Below are 17,436 nucleotides of genomic sequence, written 5' to 3'. Positions count from 1 at the left end.
GATGCGTGCCCTGATTGTCGAAGATGACGATCGCATCGCGCGGGACGTCACGCGCGCATTGCAATCGTCGGGATTCCGGGTCGAACACGTGACCGACGGCGAGACGGCCTGGTTCCAGGGTGGAACGGAAGCCTATGATCTGATCGTGCTGGATCTTGGACTGCCGCATCTGGACGGGCTGAGTGTGTTGAAGCGTTGGCGGGCCGAGGGTGTTGCAAGCCCGGTTCTGATCCTGACTGCACGCGGCGCCTGGACAGAGCGCGTGGAAGGCATCGACGCAGGTGCCGACGACTACCTGCCCAAACCCTTTCGAATGGAAGAACTGTTGGCACGGGCGCGTGCCCTGGTTCGCCGGACCGGCGGTCAGGCGTCGTCCCATCAGGCGGTGGGTCGGCTCTCCATCGACATGAACCGGATGTCGATCGCACTCGACGGGGTGCCGGTCGGCGTCACGCCGCTGGAGTTCAGGCTGATTGCCTATCTCGCGCTGCACCGTGATCGCGTATTGTCACCCACCGAACTGCTCGATCATCTTTACGGCGACGAGGACAGTCGCGAGACGAACGCGCTCGAGGCGATCGTGGTGCGTATTCGACGCAAGCTGGGGCCGGGAATCGTCGGCACCAAACGGGGCTTCGGCTATTTCCTTGAGGAAGCCGTGTGAATCGACGTTCCCTGCGCCTGCGCCTTGGCCTGATCGGTGGCTTTGCGGTTCTGGGCACGCTCGTCCTATCGCTGCTGGGCCTCGCTCTGCTCTTTGATCGGCACATCGAGCGCGTCGCCGTCGCCGATCTGAAGTCGCGATCCTATTCGGTTATGGCGATGATCGAGCTATCGGAAGCCCAGACACCGGTCTTCCGTCGTGAGCCGGTCGATCCACGCTACGAGCAGCCCTTTTCTGGCCACTATTGGCAGCTGGAACTGGGTTCGGAGATTAGACGGTCTCGATCGCTCTGGGACGTCACGCTGCCGCGGGTGGGGCCCGCGCTGTCGTCAGGCAGCGAGCGGGTGCTGGACCTGACAGGTCCCCGCGGTGCCGCGCTATTGGCTTACGAGACGTGGGTGACGATTGGCGAAGGGGACAAGGCGACTGAAGCGCGGGTCGTGCTTGCCTCGGATCGCGCCGGACTGCTGTCCGCTCGCGAGGGCTTTATTCGCGATCTTCTGCCCTATTCTTTCGGGTTGGGCGCGATGCTTCTTGTCGCATTCTGGTCGCAGGTGACGGTGGGCATCCGCCCGCTCACCGCCGTCAGCGAACGTGTGTCAGCGCTTCGGGCCGGTCAGGTCGCGCGCATGGGCGGCGAACTTCCCGCCGAGGTCATGCCACTCGCGACAGAGATCGACACACTGCTGACGGATCGCGATCAGGAACTGATGCGGGCGCGCAACCGCGCCGCCGACATGGCGCATGGCCTGAAGACACCGCTTCAAGCGCTGATGGGCGACGCTGAACAGCTGCGCCATCAGGGGCAGGAGCAATTGGCCGACAGTATCGAGCGCATTGCTGGCTCAATGCAGGGGCTGGTAGACCGCGAATTGCGACGCGCGCGCATCCGATCCGATCGGTCCGTCTCACGCGCCGACCTTGCACGCGTTATCGATGGGGTCGTCAAGGTTTTGCGTCGCACACCGTCTGGATCAGCATTGTTGTGGGAGGTGGATGTTCCACCTGGCTTGGCCGTCAGCGTCGATGCCGAGGATCTTGCGGAAGCCATCGGAGCCGTCGCCGAGAACGCAGCGCGTCATGCAAGGACTCAAGTGGCGATTTCTGCCGTTACAGATGAAGGGCGTGCGCGCATCACGCTTGCGGACGATGGTTTGGGCGTACCTGCGGAAGCGCTGGAAAAGCTGATGGCGCGTGGGTTTCGGCTGGACGAACGAAGCAATGGTCAAGGCTTCGGCCTGGCAATCGTGGCGGAAATCGTCACGGCGGCAGGCGGAACGATGGCCCTCGACAACGGATTTCCGGGCCTCACGGTGACGCTTTGCCTGCCCCTTGCGATTGACGTGTCCGGCCGGTCGCGGTGAAACAAGATACCGGCTGCTCGCTGAGACAGGATTCTTGCTGCACCGAATAGTCGCCGTGGCTGGACCCCCAGCCCTTTCACGTCCTTCACGAACCGCCGTGCTTAACACCGTACGCCGCAAGAAACATCGTCACCGCCGCGGTCACCGAACGGGCGATCTCTGTGTCAGTGGGTGGCCTCGTTTCGCGACCAAAGAGCCGGGGTTTCCATAGGTTGGATGTCGCGAGTTCTATGAATTGTGCGGCTGAGAGTTCGACATCCGGAATGGCCAGATCACCGGACTCGACCCTGCGGCGCAGAAAATCTGCCAGTGCGGACTGCGCATGCATCGCGCCAGCAGCATAGAAGCGCGCGCCGATCTCCGGCATGCGCTCGGCGATCCCGACGACGATGCGATGCGCGCGCAGAACCTGATCCGAACATAGGATCTCGGCAAGGGCTGTGCCGTAGCGACGCAATGTCTCCTCTGTCGTCAGCGGCTCGGACAGCGCGGTACTGGCGCCGGCGAACAGACGGTCGCGCTGCGCCTCGACCATGCTCTCAAACAGATCCTCCTTGTTCTCGAAATAGACATAGAGGGTGCTTTTCGAGACGCCGGCAGCGCGGCAGATGTCGTTGACCCCGGCTGCGTCGAAGCCTTTCGTCATGAAGACGGACTTGGCGCCCGCCAGGATCTGTTCGCGCTTGGCCGGGTCGGCGCCGGCAGCGTGCCGTCCACTCGAGTTGGGCGGGGCAGGCGAGGGTTTTTCGGTTGAAACGTGTTCGGTCATCAGGTGTTCTCCTGCTCCGCATATAATCGAACCGATCGGTTCGATAAAGGCTTGAAGCTGGACCGAAGTTTGACTAGATTGCGATCGAACCAATCGGTTCGATGAGCTTTTCGAAAGGCTGTTCGATGTCCCGGCACGATCGCCCCGTCCCCGATTCCAGCGCAGCCACGCCTGCTGCAATCCCTGAGACCAGTGCTGAACCGCCCGCGAAGAAGCGGTCGATGTTTCGCAATGTGCTGCCCGTTGTGGTCATCGCCGCGCTTTGTGCGGGTGGCTGGTTCGGCAGCCAGTGGTGGATGACGGGCCGCTTTCTTGAAAAGACCGACGACGCCTATGTCGCCGCCGATATCACCATGATCAGCGCACGGGTCGATGGCTATGTGGCCGACGTACCGGTCCGTTCAAACCAACACGTCTCGGCCGGCGATGTGCTGGTTCGGTTGGATGACGGCGACTCGCGAAACGCGCTGGCGACCGCGAAAAGCCGGTGGGAAACGGCTGGCCAGACGCTGATCCGCATCGATGCGCAGATTGATGCGGCCCGCGCTGCCGTCACGCAAGCCGAAGCCGCACGCGACACCGCCGAGGCGCAACTGCGCACCGCCAGCACCAATGCCGATCGCGCCCGCAGGCTCGCTTCGGGCAACGTCACCAGCCAGGCACAGCTCGACAGCGCGAACGAGGCGTTCGACGTCGCGCGCGCCGGAGTTGCCGGGGCGAAGGCCGCCATCACCAGCGCCGAGGCTCAGGTTGCTGTCCTGCAAGCTCAGCGCGCCGAGGCAGAGGGTCAGCGCCAGGAACTGAAGGTTGCCGTCGATCAGGCGCAGCGCGATCTGGATCTGACGGTCCTGACCGCGCCCGCCAACGGGATCGTCGCCAACATGACGCTGGAGCCGGGCGATCTGGTGACGCCAGGCACGCGGTTGGCCGCACTGGTTCCGGACGGCAGCCTTTATGTCGAGGCGAACCTTAAGGAAACGCAAATGGCCGGGATCGCGAACGGCGCTGAGGTCGAGATGACCTTCGACGCCCTGCCGGGCCAGACCTATATCGGTCATGTCGCCTCGATCTCGCCTGCGACCGGGGCGGTTTTCTCGTTGCTGCCGGCAGAAAACGCGACCGGTAACTTCACAAAGATCGTCCAGCGCGTCCCGGTCAGGATCGCGATTCCGGAGGATGCGCTGGCCTCCGGCGCGCTGCGCGCAGGCCTTTCGACTGAGATCGCCATCGACACACGGAACGGGGGCGAGACCCCGATCGCGACGACCGCCGCGGAGTAGGGGCCATGGCCTCGACCGACGCCGCAGCGGCTGCATCACCGGACCATTCTGCGCCGCCCGAACTGACACCGCGCCGCATCGCCGCCTTCATGGTGATGGTGCTGGGGATGTTCATGGCGATCCTCGACATCCAGATTGTATCGGCGTCGCTGCCGGACATTCAGGCCGGTCTAGGCGCCTCGCCTGACGAGATCAGCTGGGTCCAGACCTCATATCTCATCGCCGAGGTCGTGATGATTCCGTTGTCGGGATTTCTGGGGCGGATGATGTCCACCCGGATCCTGTTTGCGGTCTCGGCGGCGGGCTTTACCGCTGCTTCGCTCATGTGCGCGACCGCCGGATCCATCAACGAGATGATCGTCTGGCGCGCGCTACAGGGATTTCTGGGCGGCGGCATGATCCCGTCCGTTTTTGCGGCCGCCTTCACGATTTTTCCCCCGTCCAAGCGCAACGTCGTCTCGCCGATTATCGGACTGATCGCGACGCTCGCACCGACCGTCGGTCCGACCGTGGGCGGCTATCTCAGCCATGCGCTGTCGTGGCACTGGCTGTTCTTGGTCAACGTCATCCCCGGCATCTTCGTCACCTTGGGCGCCTGGAGCATGATCGATTTCGATCGCCCGAACTGGAGCCTATTCGATCGCTTTGACTGGATCGGACTGGGGGCGCTCGCCGCCTTCCTCGGCGGACTGGAATACGTGCTGGAAGAGGGGCCGTCCAACGACTGGCTTTCGGATCATGTTGTCGCGGTCCTGGCGTTGGTCATGGTCATCGGGGGCATCGTCACGTTCTGGCGGGCATTCACGCGTGATGAGCCCATCGTCGACTTCTCGGCCTTTCGGGACATCAACTTCGCGGTTGGTTCGGTCTTCAGCTTCACGATGGGGGTCGGTCTTTACGGACTGACCTACCTTTACCCCCTCTATCTAGGGTCGGTGCGCGGCTACGACAGCCTGATGATCGGCGAGACGGTCTTCGTCTCTGGTCTGGCGATGTTCGCGGGCGCGCCGCTGGCAGGCTTCATGGCCTCGAGGATCGATCTTCGGGTGATGCTGCTTGTGGGCTTTCTGGGTTTCGCCACATCGACATGGATGCTGACCGGGCTGACGGCCGACTGGGATTTCCGCGAGCTTCTGGCACCCCAGATCCTTCGTGGCCTGTCGCTGATGCTGTGCATGGTGCCGATCAACAACCTTGCCCTAGGGACCTTGCCGCCGGACAAGATGAAGGGAGCCTCGGGCCTTTATAACCTGACCCGCAACTTGGGCGGCGCGGTGGGCCTTGCCGTCATCAACACGCTTTTGACGGATCGCGGCGCGCTGCACCGCGAGCGCTTGCGAGAGGCGGTCGCCTGGACCAATGCCGAGGCTGTTTCGCAGCTGGACGGAATGGCAAGATCGCTTTCGGCGCGGGGGCTGGACGGGCAGACTGGAGCGCTGATGCAGATGGCCGCTCGGGTTCGGGGTCAGGCGACGATCATGTCCTTCATCGACGTGTTCCTGCTGATCACGGTTCTTTTCGCGACGCTCGCGCTCGGCGCGCTGCTGATGCGTCCTCCAGCCAAGGGTGCCGCCGCGGGCGGTGGACACTGAGGCACATCGGCGGGATCGCGAAGAGCGAATCGGCGTGAATCAGTCTTCGACGGATCAGTGATCAACGCTTTGGCATCTACACCCAAAGGTCAGTCAGACGGTTTCCATCATCTCGCTCAGGTCGGGAACAGAAGCCGTCTGACTGCATCCGTCGACATAAATATGCGGTGAAGCGCCCACAGCGGTGCCAAACCAAGCGTCGCATCACCCACTAACCTTTCGGCGTTATCCGGTTCGTCAGTCCCTCGTCCCGATGGCGATTCGCCGTCGCGTTCGTTGATCGAGAGCCCGCGGCGGCGGGATGATCAGCCCACGGAATCACGGTCTTAGGCGGATTCTCCGGCCGGACACAGATTGGAGTGGCGCAGATGACGACGATCGACGGCTCAATGTCCGAATGGTCCACGACTGCGCGACTCGACACGCCCGCGACGGGGACGCCGGGCTTTGGGCTTTGGGGGACCGTCGAAGACAATTATCTTTACTTCGCAATGACCGCCGACAATGCCGTCATCGGTGACAACACCACGTTATGGCTGGACGTCGATCTGAACCGCAACACCGGCTACCAGATCTGGGGCTGGGCCGGCGGCGCCGAATATCACGTCGAGATCGCGGCAGACGGGTCGGCTCGGCTATTCTCGGGCGGTCCCGAGCAGGTCCTGGTGGCCGAGCTAGAAGAGGCGCGCAGCAGCGACGGCCACGTTCTCGAGTTTCGGATCGATCGCGGACTGCTCGCCGGCTCGCCCGAATCCGTCCGGGTCTATGCGGATGTGAATGACGCGGCGTTCGTGCCGAACAGCTATGCCACAGCCAATCTCATCGTCTCGCCCCCCGCCCCCGCACCCGTGATCGGTGACAAGACCTTCGACGGACATCTGGGTGATTGGGGCGCCGACACGCGGCTCGATACCTCAGCGACGGCGGCGGCGGGTTACGCTTTCCACGGCGACCTCACGGCCAACACGTATGTCTTCGCCATTTCGACCGATGGTGCGGCGATCGGAGCGGGAACGACGATCTGGATCGACGCCGACCTGGATCGTGGCACCGGCTACCAGATCTGGGGCTTCACCGGCGGAGCCGAATACAACGTCAACTTCGACGCCGATGGTGTGGCCCGCCTGTATTCCGGCGCGGCCGGGCAGACCTTCGTGGCGGATCTGACCTATACGCTGGGCGCCGGCGGTACCGTGCTGGAGCTTGCCGTGCCGCAGGAACTGCTGGCGGGAAGTCCGTCGCAAGTCCGCGTCTATGCCGACGTCAATGACAGCGTCTTCATCCCGAATTCATACGAGACCGCCAATCTTCTTGTCGGCAGCGCGCCCGTCGTACAGGCCGGCGGCAAGACGCTGGATGGCGACCTTTCGGACTGGGCGGCGTCCACGCGGCTGGACAGCGCCGAAACCGGCGCTGCAGGCTATGCCCTCCACGGTGATCTGCAAAGCGGCACCTACACCTTCGCCATCACCAGCACCGCTGATCAGATCGGTTCGGGAACGACGATCTGGCTGGACACGGACCGCGACGGGACCACGGGCTATCAAGTCTGGGGCTGGGCGGTCGGGGCCGAGTACAACATCAACATCGGCGCTGACGGTGTTGCGCGGCTTTACAGCGGTGGAGCCGGTCAGACGCTTGTCGCCGAACTGGACTACGCCCGCAGCGCAGACGGCAAGACGGTCGAATTCGCAGTCGATCAGTCCTTGCTGAACGGGTCGAGCTCGACCCGCGTCTATGCGGACGTCAACGACTCCGTATTCATCCCGAACAGCTACGCCACTGCGAATTTCGTGGTGGGTGAGCTGCCGCCGGCGATCGTCGGGGGCGTGACTCTGGACGGTTCGCTGTCCGAATGGACCAGCGCTACCCTGCTGACGACCCAGGCTGGCCATGAGCTGCGCGGCCAGCTTGTGAAGGATGCAGGCGGCGGCGATGCTTACGTCTTCGCCATCGACGCGAACGGCGCCGCAGTCGGAGCCAATACGACGATCTGGCTGGACACCGATCTGAACAGTGCCACCGGCTATCAGATTTGGGGATGGGCAGGCGGCGCGGAATACAACATCAACATCACGGCCGACGGACAGGCGAAGCTGTATAGCGGCGCGGCGGGCGGCACCTTCGTGGCCGATCTGGAATTCGGACGCAGCGCCGACGGCTCTGGCTTCGAAGTCGCCGTGTCAAAGAGCCTGCTGGCCGGTTCACCGGATCAGGTTCGCGTTCTCGCCGACCTGAACGATGCCGTCTTCCTTCCGGGCGACTATGCCAGCGCGAACCTGGTCGTCGGGGCACCGCCCGCACCGACCGGGCCTGTGGACGCCCCCGAAAGCCGTATCGCGATCGTCTACTCCGCCACCACGGCCGACCATTTCTACGACAAGACGGCTTATGGCCAGTTGTTCATGGCCGCACAGAACCAGGCGATGCAGGCCGGCATCCCCTTCGATCTTCTGACCGAGGCGGATCTGCTGAACCCGGCGGCCTTGGCCGGTTACGACGCGATCGTTTTCCCCGGTTTCTCGCACGCGCAGTCATCCCAGGTCGGCGCCATCGCCGCCTCGCTGGCGACGGCGGTGCAGGATTATGGTGTTGGCCTGATCGCGGCGGGCAATTTCCTGACCAATGATGAAACCGGCGCGGCGCTTGCAGGGGACTCGTACGCCCGCATGAAATCCTTGCTGGGTGTCACGCTGGAAGGCTTCGGCAGCACCAGCGGCGTCACCCTTCAGGCGACTGGCGCGGCCAACCCGATCTTCGACGGCTACGCGGCCAACCAGATCGTCGGCAACTACGCCAACAACAGCTACCTCAACTTCACCGACACGACCGGCTCCGGTCAGGTCCTGTTCCAGCAGGTCGTGACCGGCGGAATCCACGACGCGGTGATCGCGACGCAGACAGGCGGGCGGAACGTCCATTTCGCTACCGACGCGATCATGGGCAACAACAACATCCTCGGCGAGGCGATCGACTGGGTGCTGCAGGACAACGCGCCCGACGTGTCGCTTTTGATGACGCGGCACGAGTCGCTCTTCTATTCGCGAAACGACATGGATCAGTCCCAGGAGGTCTGGGACGTCAGGGACCAGAATCCCGGAATCTATGACGCGATGCTGCCGATCATCGAGAAATGGTACAAGGATTACGGGTTCGTCGGATCGTACTATATCAATGTGGGGGCCTACGGGCCCGACCAGGTGACCGACTGGGCGGTCTCGAAGCCCTATTATGACCGCATCCTGGCGCTGGAGAGCGAGATCGGCTCGCACTCCTACACCCATCCCCACGATACCAATCTGCTGCTGCCCGACGCGATCACGGACGAGATGCTGGCGGCTCGCATCGCTGCCTATGGTAGTATCGTTGATCGTGGCGTGCCGGTCTGGTCGCCGTATGCCACCCACAGTGACGCCGATCCGGCCGTGATCACGGCGCTCTCGCAGATGAATGCCAGCCAGATCAATGCGATCCTGGCCGATACGCTTGCCCGAACGGATCCGGCAAATCCAGGAGCCGTCAGCGTCCTGTCCCTGACCGAGCTGGAGCGCGCGGTGCTGGAGGCGTCGTACACGTTCCAATTCGAATATTCCAAGCTGATCATCGAGCGTGAGCTGGGTCTGCAATTGACCGGCGCGGCAGTTCCGGGCGCACCCGAGCGGCTCGATGCGACACGCGAGATGATCCACTTCTTCGATTATCTCAGCGGTGGATATTCCGGTTCCGGGGCCGGTTATCCGGGGGCGTTCGGTTTCCTGACGCCGGGTGAAACGGACAAGGTCTACCTCGCGCCCAACATGTCGTTCGATTTTTCGCTGATCGCATGGGCCGGTATGACGCCCGCTCAGGCCGAGGCCGCGTGGCTGGCTGAATTCGCGACGCTGACCGCGAACGGCACGACGCCGATACTTGCGTTCCCGTGGCACGATTACGGCCCGACGAACTGGAACCTGGGTGACCCGACACAGGTCTACAGCCTTCAGATGTTCCAGACACTGATCGCGACAGCCTTCGCCAACGGCGCCGAATTCGTGACGGGCGATGATCTCGCGCGTCGCATCGAAAGCTTTTCCCACAGCAGCCTGACCGCAACACGCTCGGGGAATGTCGTGACGGCGACGGTGGGCTCCAGCGACGCGGGCCATTTCGCGCTGGACATGGGCAAGGAAGGTCACATCGCGTCGGTCGCCAACTGGTATGCTTGGGACGGCGACTCCGTTTTCCTTCCGCGCTCGGGCGGAACGTTCGAAATCACGCTTGGCAGCACCATGGCGGATGTCACGCGGATCGCCGCGATGCCAATGCGCGGTGACCTTATCTCGGTCTCGGGCGACGGAACAGATCTAAGCTTCGTCTTCGCAGGAAAGGGCGAGGTTCTGATCGATCCCAAGACGCAAGGCGTGGCGCCGATCCACATCACCGGCGCCGATGGTGCGACCTTGTCTGACGCCGGTACCATCTCGCTGGGCTTCGACGCGGTCGGTCAGCATTCGGCGACCGTCGATTTCCTGATCGCGGGCGCACAGTTGATCGGGGGGGCCGCGAAGGACATCCTTCTGGGAGGAAGCGCCGCCGATCATCTCGAGGGCAGGGGCGGCAACGATACCTTGTCCGGCGGCGCAGGTGCGGATCACTTCGTCTTCCGCGTCGGCGATGCCTTCGACACGATCCTTGATTTCACAAGCGGCCTCGACCGGCTGGAATTGATGGGCTTCGGCTTCTCCAGCGTCACCGAGGCAAGAAACGCCTTTGTGGACACGGCAAGCGGCCTGGAACTGACGATCGGCACTAATCACCTGCTGCTTGCTGGACTGGATGCGGCCGACCTGCTCGCCACCGACATCGTCAACTCGATCTTGGTCTGACCTTTCTCCGACGCAGCAACGGAACATCAGAACATGAACAGGACGTATTTCGGCACTGACGGAGTCCGCGGACGCGCGAACAGCTGGCCCATCACGCCCGATGTCGTGATGCATCTGGGCCGCGCGGCGGGGCGTTATGTGCTGCGTAACGGTCACGCCGGGACCGTGCTGATCGGCAAGGATACGCGGCTGTCTGGCTACATGCTGGAAAGCGCCCTGGTCGCCGGCTTCACCTCGGCCGGGATGAACGTCGTGCTGACCGGTCCGCTGCCGACGCCCGCGATCGGAATGCTGACCCGTTCGCTGCGCGCTGACCTGGGCGTGATGATTTCTGCGTCGCACAATCCGCATCAGGATAACGGGATCAAGTTCTTCGGATCCGATGGCTACAAGCTTTCCGATGCGGACGAGGCCGCCATCGAAGCCGCTATGGCTGATCCGGGTGATCTGGCAGAGCCTTCCATGATCGGGCACGTCAAGCGGATCGACGGTGCCGGCGAACGCTACATGGAATTCGTTAAGCGCGCCTTTCCGCGTGGCCTTCGCCTGGACGGTTTGCGGATCGTCGTCGACGCGGCCAACGGTGCAGCTTACCGGGTGGCGCCCGAGTTGATCTGGGAACTGGGCGCCGAGGTGATCCGCATCGGCACCCAGCCGAACGGCACCAACATCAACGCGGGCTGCGGCTCGACCGCGCCGCAAGCCTGTATCGAGGCAGTCCGGGCCAATCACGCCGATCTGGGGATCTGCCTGGATGGCGATGCCGACCGCGTGCATCTGATCGACGAGACCGGACGCTTGGTCGACGGCGACCAGCTGATGTGCGCCATCGCCGAGACCGCGCACGCTCGGGGGGCGCTTGCGCACAATACGCTGGTTGCAACGGTCATGTCGAACACGGGGCTGGAGCGGCGTCTTGCAAGCCGGGGAATTGGCCTGGTCCGGTCAAAGGTCGGCGACCGTCATGTCATCGAACTGATGCGGCAGACGGGATGCACGATCGGCGGCGAGCAGTCCGGACACATCATCCTGTCCGAATTCAGCACGACCGGTGACGGCCTTGTCGCCGCGCTTCAGGCACTGGCCGCGATCCGCGAGGCTGATCGTCCAGCCTCCGAAGTTCTGTCGCGGTTCGAGCCTGTCCCGCAATTGACCCGTAACGTCCCGATCCTGCGCGGCACCAGCCCGCTGGACCAGCGCGAAGTCAGCGACGTCATCGACCGGATGACACGGCGTCTGGGCGGGTCGGGGCGTCTGATGGTGCGCGCTTCTGGCACCGAGCCGCTGGTCCGCATCATGGCCGAGGGCGACGACGTCGACCTGCTGTCCGAGATCGCCGACGAGATCGCCGACGCCCTACGTGGCGAGGCTTGCCCCCATCCTGCCGCTGTTGAAGCGGCGACCGCAGCCCGTCCGCTGCACCCGCAACTTGTCCGCAGCACCTGACGAGGTTCAACCATGTGCGGTATCGTCGGCGTCATCGCTAATCAACCTGCGGCTCCGATCCTTCTGGCGTCGCTGAAGCGACTTGAATATCGCGGATACGATTCGGCCGGCATGGCGACGCTTGAAGGTGGCGTGCTGGACCGGCGCCGCGCCGAAGGCAAACTGTCGGCGCTGGCGGCGCTTTTGCTTGACCAGCCGCTGCGCGGGACCACCGGGATCGGCCATACCCGTTGGGCGACGCATGGCAGCCCGTCCGAGGCCAATGCACATCCTCATCGCTCTGGTCCCGTTGCAGTCGTCCACAACGGCATCATCGAAAACTATCTGGAGCTGAAACGCGACCTCGTCGACGCCGGCTACAGCTTTGAATCGCAGACTGATACCGAGGTCATCGCGACGCTGTGCGCATCCATGCTCGCCCGGGGTCTGGATTGCGAGGATGCGGCTGCGGCCACGATCGCCCGTCTGCGCGGTGCCTATGCTTTGTGCTTCGTCTTCGACGGTCGGCCCGACCTGCTGATCTGCGCGCGCCGCGGCTCTCCGCTGGTGCTGGGGTTCGGCGAGGGTGAAAACTTCGTCGGCTCCGACGCGATCGCGCTGGCGCCGCTGACCGATCGCATCTGCTATCTGGAAGAGGGCGACTGGGCCGTCCTGACCCGCAGCGACGTGCGCATTCACGATGCGGCGGGCAACCCGGTCACGCGGGATGTCCAAACCGTCGCTTTGGAAACCATCGTCGCCGACAAGGGTCAGCATCGGCATTACATGGCCAAGGAGATCCATGAACAGCCCAGCGTCATCGCGCGGGCCTTGGGCGCCTGGATTTCCGAAGACCGTACCCGGATCGCTTGCGCGGCCGAGAACGTGGATTGGGCCAGGGCTCCGCGCCTGACGATCGTGGCCTGCGGCACGGCCTATTACGCGGCCCACGTGGCAAAGGTCTGGATGGAACGGGTCGCCCGGATCCCGGTCGAGATAGAGATCGCATCCGAATTCCGCTACCGCGAGCCGCCGCTGCCCGACCGCGGCGTGACGATGGTCGTGAGCCAGTCGGGAGAGACGGCGGATACCCTGGCGGCTTTGCGCTACGCGCAGTCGCGCGGTCAGATCACGCTGGGTCTGGTCAATGTCACGACCTCGACCATCGCACGCGAGGCGGATGTCATCCTGCCGATCCATGCGGGACCCGAGATCGGGGTTGCCTCGACCAAGGCATTCACCGCGATGGTGTTCTGTCTGTCGGCGCTGGCCGTCCTGATCGCGCGAAAGCGCGGAGAGATCGGCCTGGACGAGGAGCATGGCTATGTCGAGCTTCTTTCCACGGTGCCGCGCCTGATGTCCGAGACGATCGCGCTTGAGCCACAGTTCGAGGCGCTGGCCCATGATATCGCACGGTCGAGCGACACTTTGTTCCTGGGCCGCGGACTGATGTATCCGCTGGCGCTTGAAGGGGCGCTGAAGCTCAAGGAGATCACCTACATTCACGCAGAGGGCTACGCGGCCGGCGAGATCAAGCACGGTCCGATCGCGCTGGTGGACGAACTGACCCCGATCATCGCGCTGGCCCCCTTCGATGGGCTGTTCGACAAGCTGGCGTCGAACCTGCGCGAAGTGATGGGTCGCAAGGGCAGGGTTGCGCTGATCGGTGACGCCGAGGCGAGCCGGGATCTGGCGGAAGAGGTATGGCGCCGCGTCGAGATGCCGGCGGTCGATCCGCTGATCGCTCCCTACATCTATGCAGTTGCGGTCCAGTTCATCGCCTACCACGCAGCGGTCGCGAAGGGCACGGACGTGGACCAACCCCGCAACCTCGCCAAATCCGTCACGGTGGAATGATGATGATGGGCGCATCTTCGGCTTCGCGACTGCCAATGGTCAGAAACATTCTTACGACAGGCGGCGCCGGATATATCGGGTCCCATGTCGTGGTCGAACTGCTTCAGGCAGGCCACCGCGTCGTCATACTCGACAATTTCGAGAACTCGGACCGACGCGCCGTCGCGCGCATCCCTCAGCTTGCCGCCGGCATGGTCGTTCTGGTCGAAGGCGACGTCCGCGATCAGACGGTGGTCGCCGAGGCGCTGGAACAATATCGGATCGACGCCGTCATCCATCTGGCAGGCAAGAAGGCGGTGGGCGAGTCGGTTTCAAATCCGCTGTTATACTTTCACGACAACCTGTTGGGGGCCATTTCGCTGCTGCAGGCGATGCAGGCGACGCGGGTGCGAAAGCTTGTGTTTTCGTCTTCCGCGACGGTCTACGGTGTTCCGAAGGAATTGCCCATCTCCGAGACGGCGCAGACCGGTATCACCAACCCCTATGGCCGAACCAAGCTGATGATAGAGGAAATCGTCGATGACCTCGTCGAAGCAGATCCAAGGTTCACCGCGATCTCGTTGCGGTACTTCAACCCGGTCGGGGCCCATGCGAGCGGACTGATCGGCGAACGGCCCAAGGATACGCCTAACAACCTGTTCCCCTATGTCGCGCAGACAGCGATCGGGCAGCGGCAGGAGGTGCAGGTTTTCGGCGACGATTACGACACGCCGGACGGGACTGGCGTGCGCGATTACATCCATGTCGTCGATCTTGCACGGGGCCATGTTGCCGCGATCGACCGCCTGTTCGGTCCGCCGCTGAAGGATCGGCACATGCGCATCAATCTTGGGACGGGCACCGGCTACAGCGTCCTGCAGATCCTCGACGCGTTCTCGGCAGCCTGCGGGTTTCCCATCCCCTACCGCATCACGGCTCGCCGTCCGGGCGACGCCGCGATCTCACTGGCCGATCCGAGTCGGGCCGAAACGGTTCTTGGGTGGCGGGCGACCCGGGATTTGGCCCAGATGTGCGCAGATCACTGGGCCTTCCAGCAACGCGCGGCACTGGACAACTCGCCCTATCTTGTGGCGAACTGAGATTTCGGACCACAAGCCTCCGCGAATCTTGAAGCGCCGGATTTTCAGATATTCGCAGCACGATGCTTGGCGCAACGGGATGTGCAGACGCCGGATCGGACCGCGCGCCGGGGGTGCGGCGCCTTCGGGGATCAACCGTGTTGAAGGTCAGGTTATTGTTCTGGTTCGCCAGCCTCTGCGGATCATTGGTTGTATGGCTTCCCGCACATAAGGCCCATGCTCAGGCTGCCCCTGCGACACTTCCGGATCAGGAATGCATCATGTCCAGCGCCCGATCGCGCGCCGCCGAACTGGCCCTTGCCCTCAAGGACGGGTTCGGCGTCCAATATTGGGGTGCGGGTTACGACGCCGAGTCGCTGGCGAGCCAGCCTCATGGCCTTCTGATCCTGGAAGCGACGAAGGTTGCAGCGCCCTACAGTGATACGGGTCACGAGATCCTGTTCACACCCGATGAGATGGCACTGATCGAACAAAACGGACTTCGGCCCGCCCTGGGTTATCTCAATGTCAGCGAGATCGCCGACTATCGCGACTATTGGATCGACCAGATGGATGGGGTCGACATCGGCGTGCCGGACAGCCTTCCCGCCTGGTACGGACCAAGGACCGCGCATGGCGAGCATCTTTCGGTCTACTGGACCGATGCCTGGCGATCCGTCGTTCTCGCCCAGACTGACAGGCTGATGCAGACCGGGGTAAAGGGTCTCTTTCTGGACGATGTGCTCCATTACTATAGCCACGCGATGGACAAGACCCTTCAATGGCCGAACGGGGTCAGCCCAGTCGCTCCTGACGGAGCGCCGGCCATGGCGATCGAAATGATGGAGCTGGTCGTCCTGATTGCGAAACGTGCCCGACAATGGAACTGCAACGCCTATATCGTCGTGAACAACGGCGTCTTTATCGGCCGAGATGCAGCTGCGGCACCCGGCGTCGAGGGCCGTGTGGCTTTCGCTGCCTATCTGGAGGCGATTGACGGCATCATGGTGGAAAATCTTTCGGCGCCATCGACCCATCCTCATACGATTGAAGCGCTGCAAGAGGACTTCCGCCGTCACGGCGTCGCCGTCCTTTCGCTGGATGTGGCTACGAATTTTACCGATCAGAAGCCCGAGGATCTGAGCGGTTCGATTGCCCGGAAGGCGGCCGAGCTTGGCTATTATCCCTATGTGAGCGCCGACGACGTCTTCAACCAGCTATATCCGCCGATCCGGATGCCGTCACGCTCGCTGGCCGGGCTGGAATGACGCTGTCGCGCAGTCGCTGGCGAAGGCCAATGTTCTGGGCTTCGCCGGCCAGAAGGGCACGATGAAACGGGCTGCCTTTCAACCGGTCCAGAAGTGACATCCAGATCAACTGATCCCACTCTGACTGATCCTGCCCCCCTGCGGCGACGAGATGGCGATAGGTCGAGGCCTGGTCGCCCTGCCAAGCCGACCAGGCCGCGCCCAGCAGCGGCGCCTCCTTGTACACGTCTTCGTTCATCAAGCTGCGATAGGGAACCAGCGCCTGCGCCCCCCGATATCGCATGAACTGCATCAGCGCCCTGCTGGTTGGACCCGCGCCCGCCAGCAGGTTCGACGATAGCGCAACCTGCAGCCCGCGCATGTCGCCCGTGCTTTCGGCAACGATGGTCAGCGTGTCCCATTCCGCCTCGGTCAATGTCCCTTTCGAAGCGAGCCACTCATTCTGAAGGATGCGCGCGATACCGCCGTGCCCGCTTTGCGCGAAGATCGGCAGCACCACGTGGCTATCCTGTGGGGCAAGCCGGAAGCTTTCACGTGCGACGAGGATCGCCGCGTCTATTGCGCCGCGACCGATCAGCGCACGGAGCGAGACGTCCAAAGCTTCGGCCGCGCCCGGTTCCTGCGCCCAGTGCGACGCGACCGCGACCGCACCACTGGATCGGCCGGACTCGACCAGAAATTCCAGCAGGCTGCGCTTGAAGGCGAGATGGTCCTCGACATCGCTGTTGGCTAGGGAAGAGATCAGCGTTTCGTATTCGTCGATCCGTTCGTCATGGATCAGCAGCAACGCGAGACGTTCGATTTCCCACGTTGTCAGTGTCTCTGGCGGCGCCGACAGAAGCAGATCGCGCTCGGCCTCGGGTTGGCGCAATGCTCGATACCATCCCACCAAACGAAGACGCCTCTCGGGAGATGGAAAGATGTCATAGGCCTGTCGCAGGTAGCTGGCGGCGGTCTTCAGATCACCGGCGGTCGCGTTGATCCCCGCGAGAGTGTCCAGAACCTCTTCGGACGGTCCCGCGCGCTTCAGCAACGTCAGAAACGATCTCTGCGCAACATCCAGATCGCCGTCCGCCAGCAGCAGTCGTCCGTATAGCAGTTCCAGATTGTCGTCGAACGCTATGCGGCCATCGACCTCGCGCAGTTCTTGAAGCGCATCTTCAGGTTCCAGGCGTGACAATTCAGCTTCGAGCCTGACGCTAGGGTCGGGCTGCAAGGCCAAGATCCCACCCAAAGCGCCTGCGGCGACAAGCAGCGAAATCATCACGAAATCACGCTTCACGTCGGGACGCAT

10 protein-coding genes and 1 pseudogene are annotated in these 17,436 nt (G+C 63.2%); 9 read left to right on the top strand and 2 right to left on the bottom strand.

Annotated features, from left to right (window positions below; translation table 11 throughout):
- Position 1: 1 nt before the first annotated feature.
- Positions 2–664 (top strand): response regulator transcription factor, encoded by a 663-nt coding sequence (locus tag MLD63_RS13585; RefSeq protein ID WP_255330435.1) that lies wholly within the window; start codon positions 2–4, stop codon positions 662–664.
- Positions 661–2,028 (top strand): sensor histidine kinase, encoded by a 1,368-nt coding sequence (locus MLD63_RS13580; protein ID WP_255330434.1) that lies wholly within the window; start codon positions 661–663, stop codon positions 2,026–2,028. The genes MLD63_RS13585 and MLD63_RS13580 overlap by 4 nt, the downstream gene beginning before the upstream one ends.
- Before the next feature lie 85 nt (positions 2,029–2,113).
- Here MLD63_RS13580 and MLD63_RS13575 read toward each other — a convergent pair whose 3' ends face one another.
- A complete protein-coding gene (locus tag MLD63_RS13575; RefSeq protein ID WP_255330433.1) occupies positions 2,114–2,797 on the bottom strand; it encodes a TetR/AcrR family transcriptional regulator in 684 nt (227 codons plus the stop codon).
- Between the two features lie 101 nt (positions 2,798–2,898).
- On the opposite strand from MLD63_RS13575, the gene MLD63_RS13570 reads away from it, so the two are divergent.
- The 7 genes and pseudogenes from MLD63_RS13570 (at position 2,899) to MLD63_RS13540 (ending at position 16,142) form a co-directional block, all read left to right on the top strand.
- Positions 2,899–4,077, top strand: coding sequence for an HlyD family secretion protein (locus MLD63_RS13570; RefSeq protein WP_255330432.1), 1,179 nt, complete (start codon positions 2,899–2,901; stop codon positions 4,075–4,077).
- A 5-nt stretch (positions 4,078–4,082) separates the two neighbouring features.
- Positions 4,083–5,669, top strand: a complete 1,587-nt coding sequence (locus MLD63_RS13565; RefSeq protein ID WP_255330431.1) for a DHA2 family efflux MFS transporter permease subunit — start codon at positions 4,083–4,085, stop codon at positions 5,667–5,669.
- Positions 5,670–6,037: 368 nt separating this feature from the next.
- Positions 6,038–10,534 (top strand): hypothetical protein, encoded by a 4,497-nt coding sequence (locus MLD63_RS17950; RefSeq protein ID WP_304364001.1) that lies wholly within the window; start codon positions 6,038–6,040, stop codon positions 10,532–10,534.
- 33 nt (positions 10,535–10,567) lie between these two features.
- A pseudogene (glmM, locus tag MLD63_RS13555) lies at positions 10,568–11,905 on the top strand (phosphoglucosamine mutase); the annotation flags it as partial.
- An 87-nt stretch (positions 11,906–11,992) separates the two neighbouring features.
- On the top strand, positions 11,993–13,816 hold the full coding sequence (glmS, locus tag MLD63_RS13550; protein ID WP_255330430.1) for a glutamine--fructose-6-phosphate transaminase (isomerizing): 1,824 nt from the start codon (positions 11,993–11,995) through the stop codon (positions 13,814–13,816).
- A 35-nt stretch (positions 13,817–13,851) separates the two neighbouring features.
- Positions 13,852–14,895 (top strand): UDP-glucose 4-epimerase GalE, encoded by a 1,044-nt coding sequence (gene galE / locus MLD63_RS13545; protein ID WP_255330429.1) that lies wholly within the window; start codon positions 13,852–13,854, stop codon positions 14,893–14,895.
- Positions 14,896–15,155: 260 nt separating this feature from the next.
- Positions 15,156–16,142 (top strand): putative glycoside hydrolase, encoded by a 987-nt coding sequence (locus MLD63_RS13540; RefSeq protein WP_255330428.1) that lies wholly within the window; start codon positions 15,156–15,158, stop codon positions 16,140–16,142.
- On the opposite strand, the gene MLD63_RS13535 is transcribed toward MLD63_RS13540, so the two are convergent.
- Positions 16,084–17,436: a tetratricopeptide repeat protein gene (locus tag MLD63_RS13535; protein ID WP_255330427.1), complete on the bottom strand. Its 1,353-nt coding sequence runs from the start codon at positions 17,434–17,436 to the stop codon at positions 16,084–16,086. The genes MLD63_RS13540 and MLD63_RS13535 overlap by 59 nt on opposite strands.

The organism is Paracoccus albicereus (assembly GCF_024359525.1).
GTDB lineage: Bacteria > Pseudomonadota > Alphaproteobacteria > Rhodobacterales > Rhodobacteraceae > Paracoccus > Paracoccus albicereus.
This window is presented reverse-complemented; position numbering and strand designations above follow the sequence as displayed.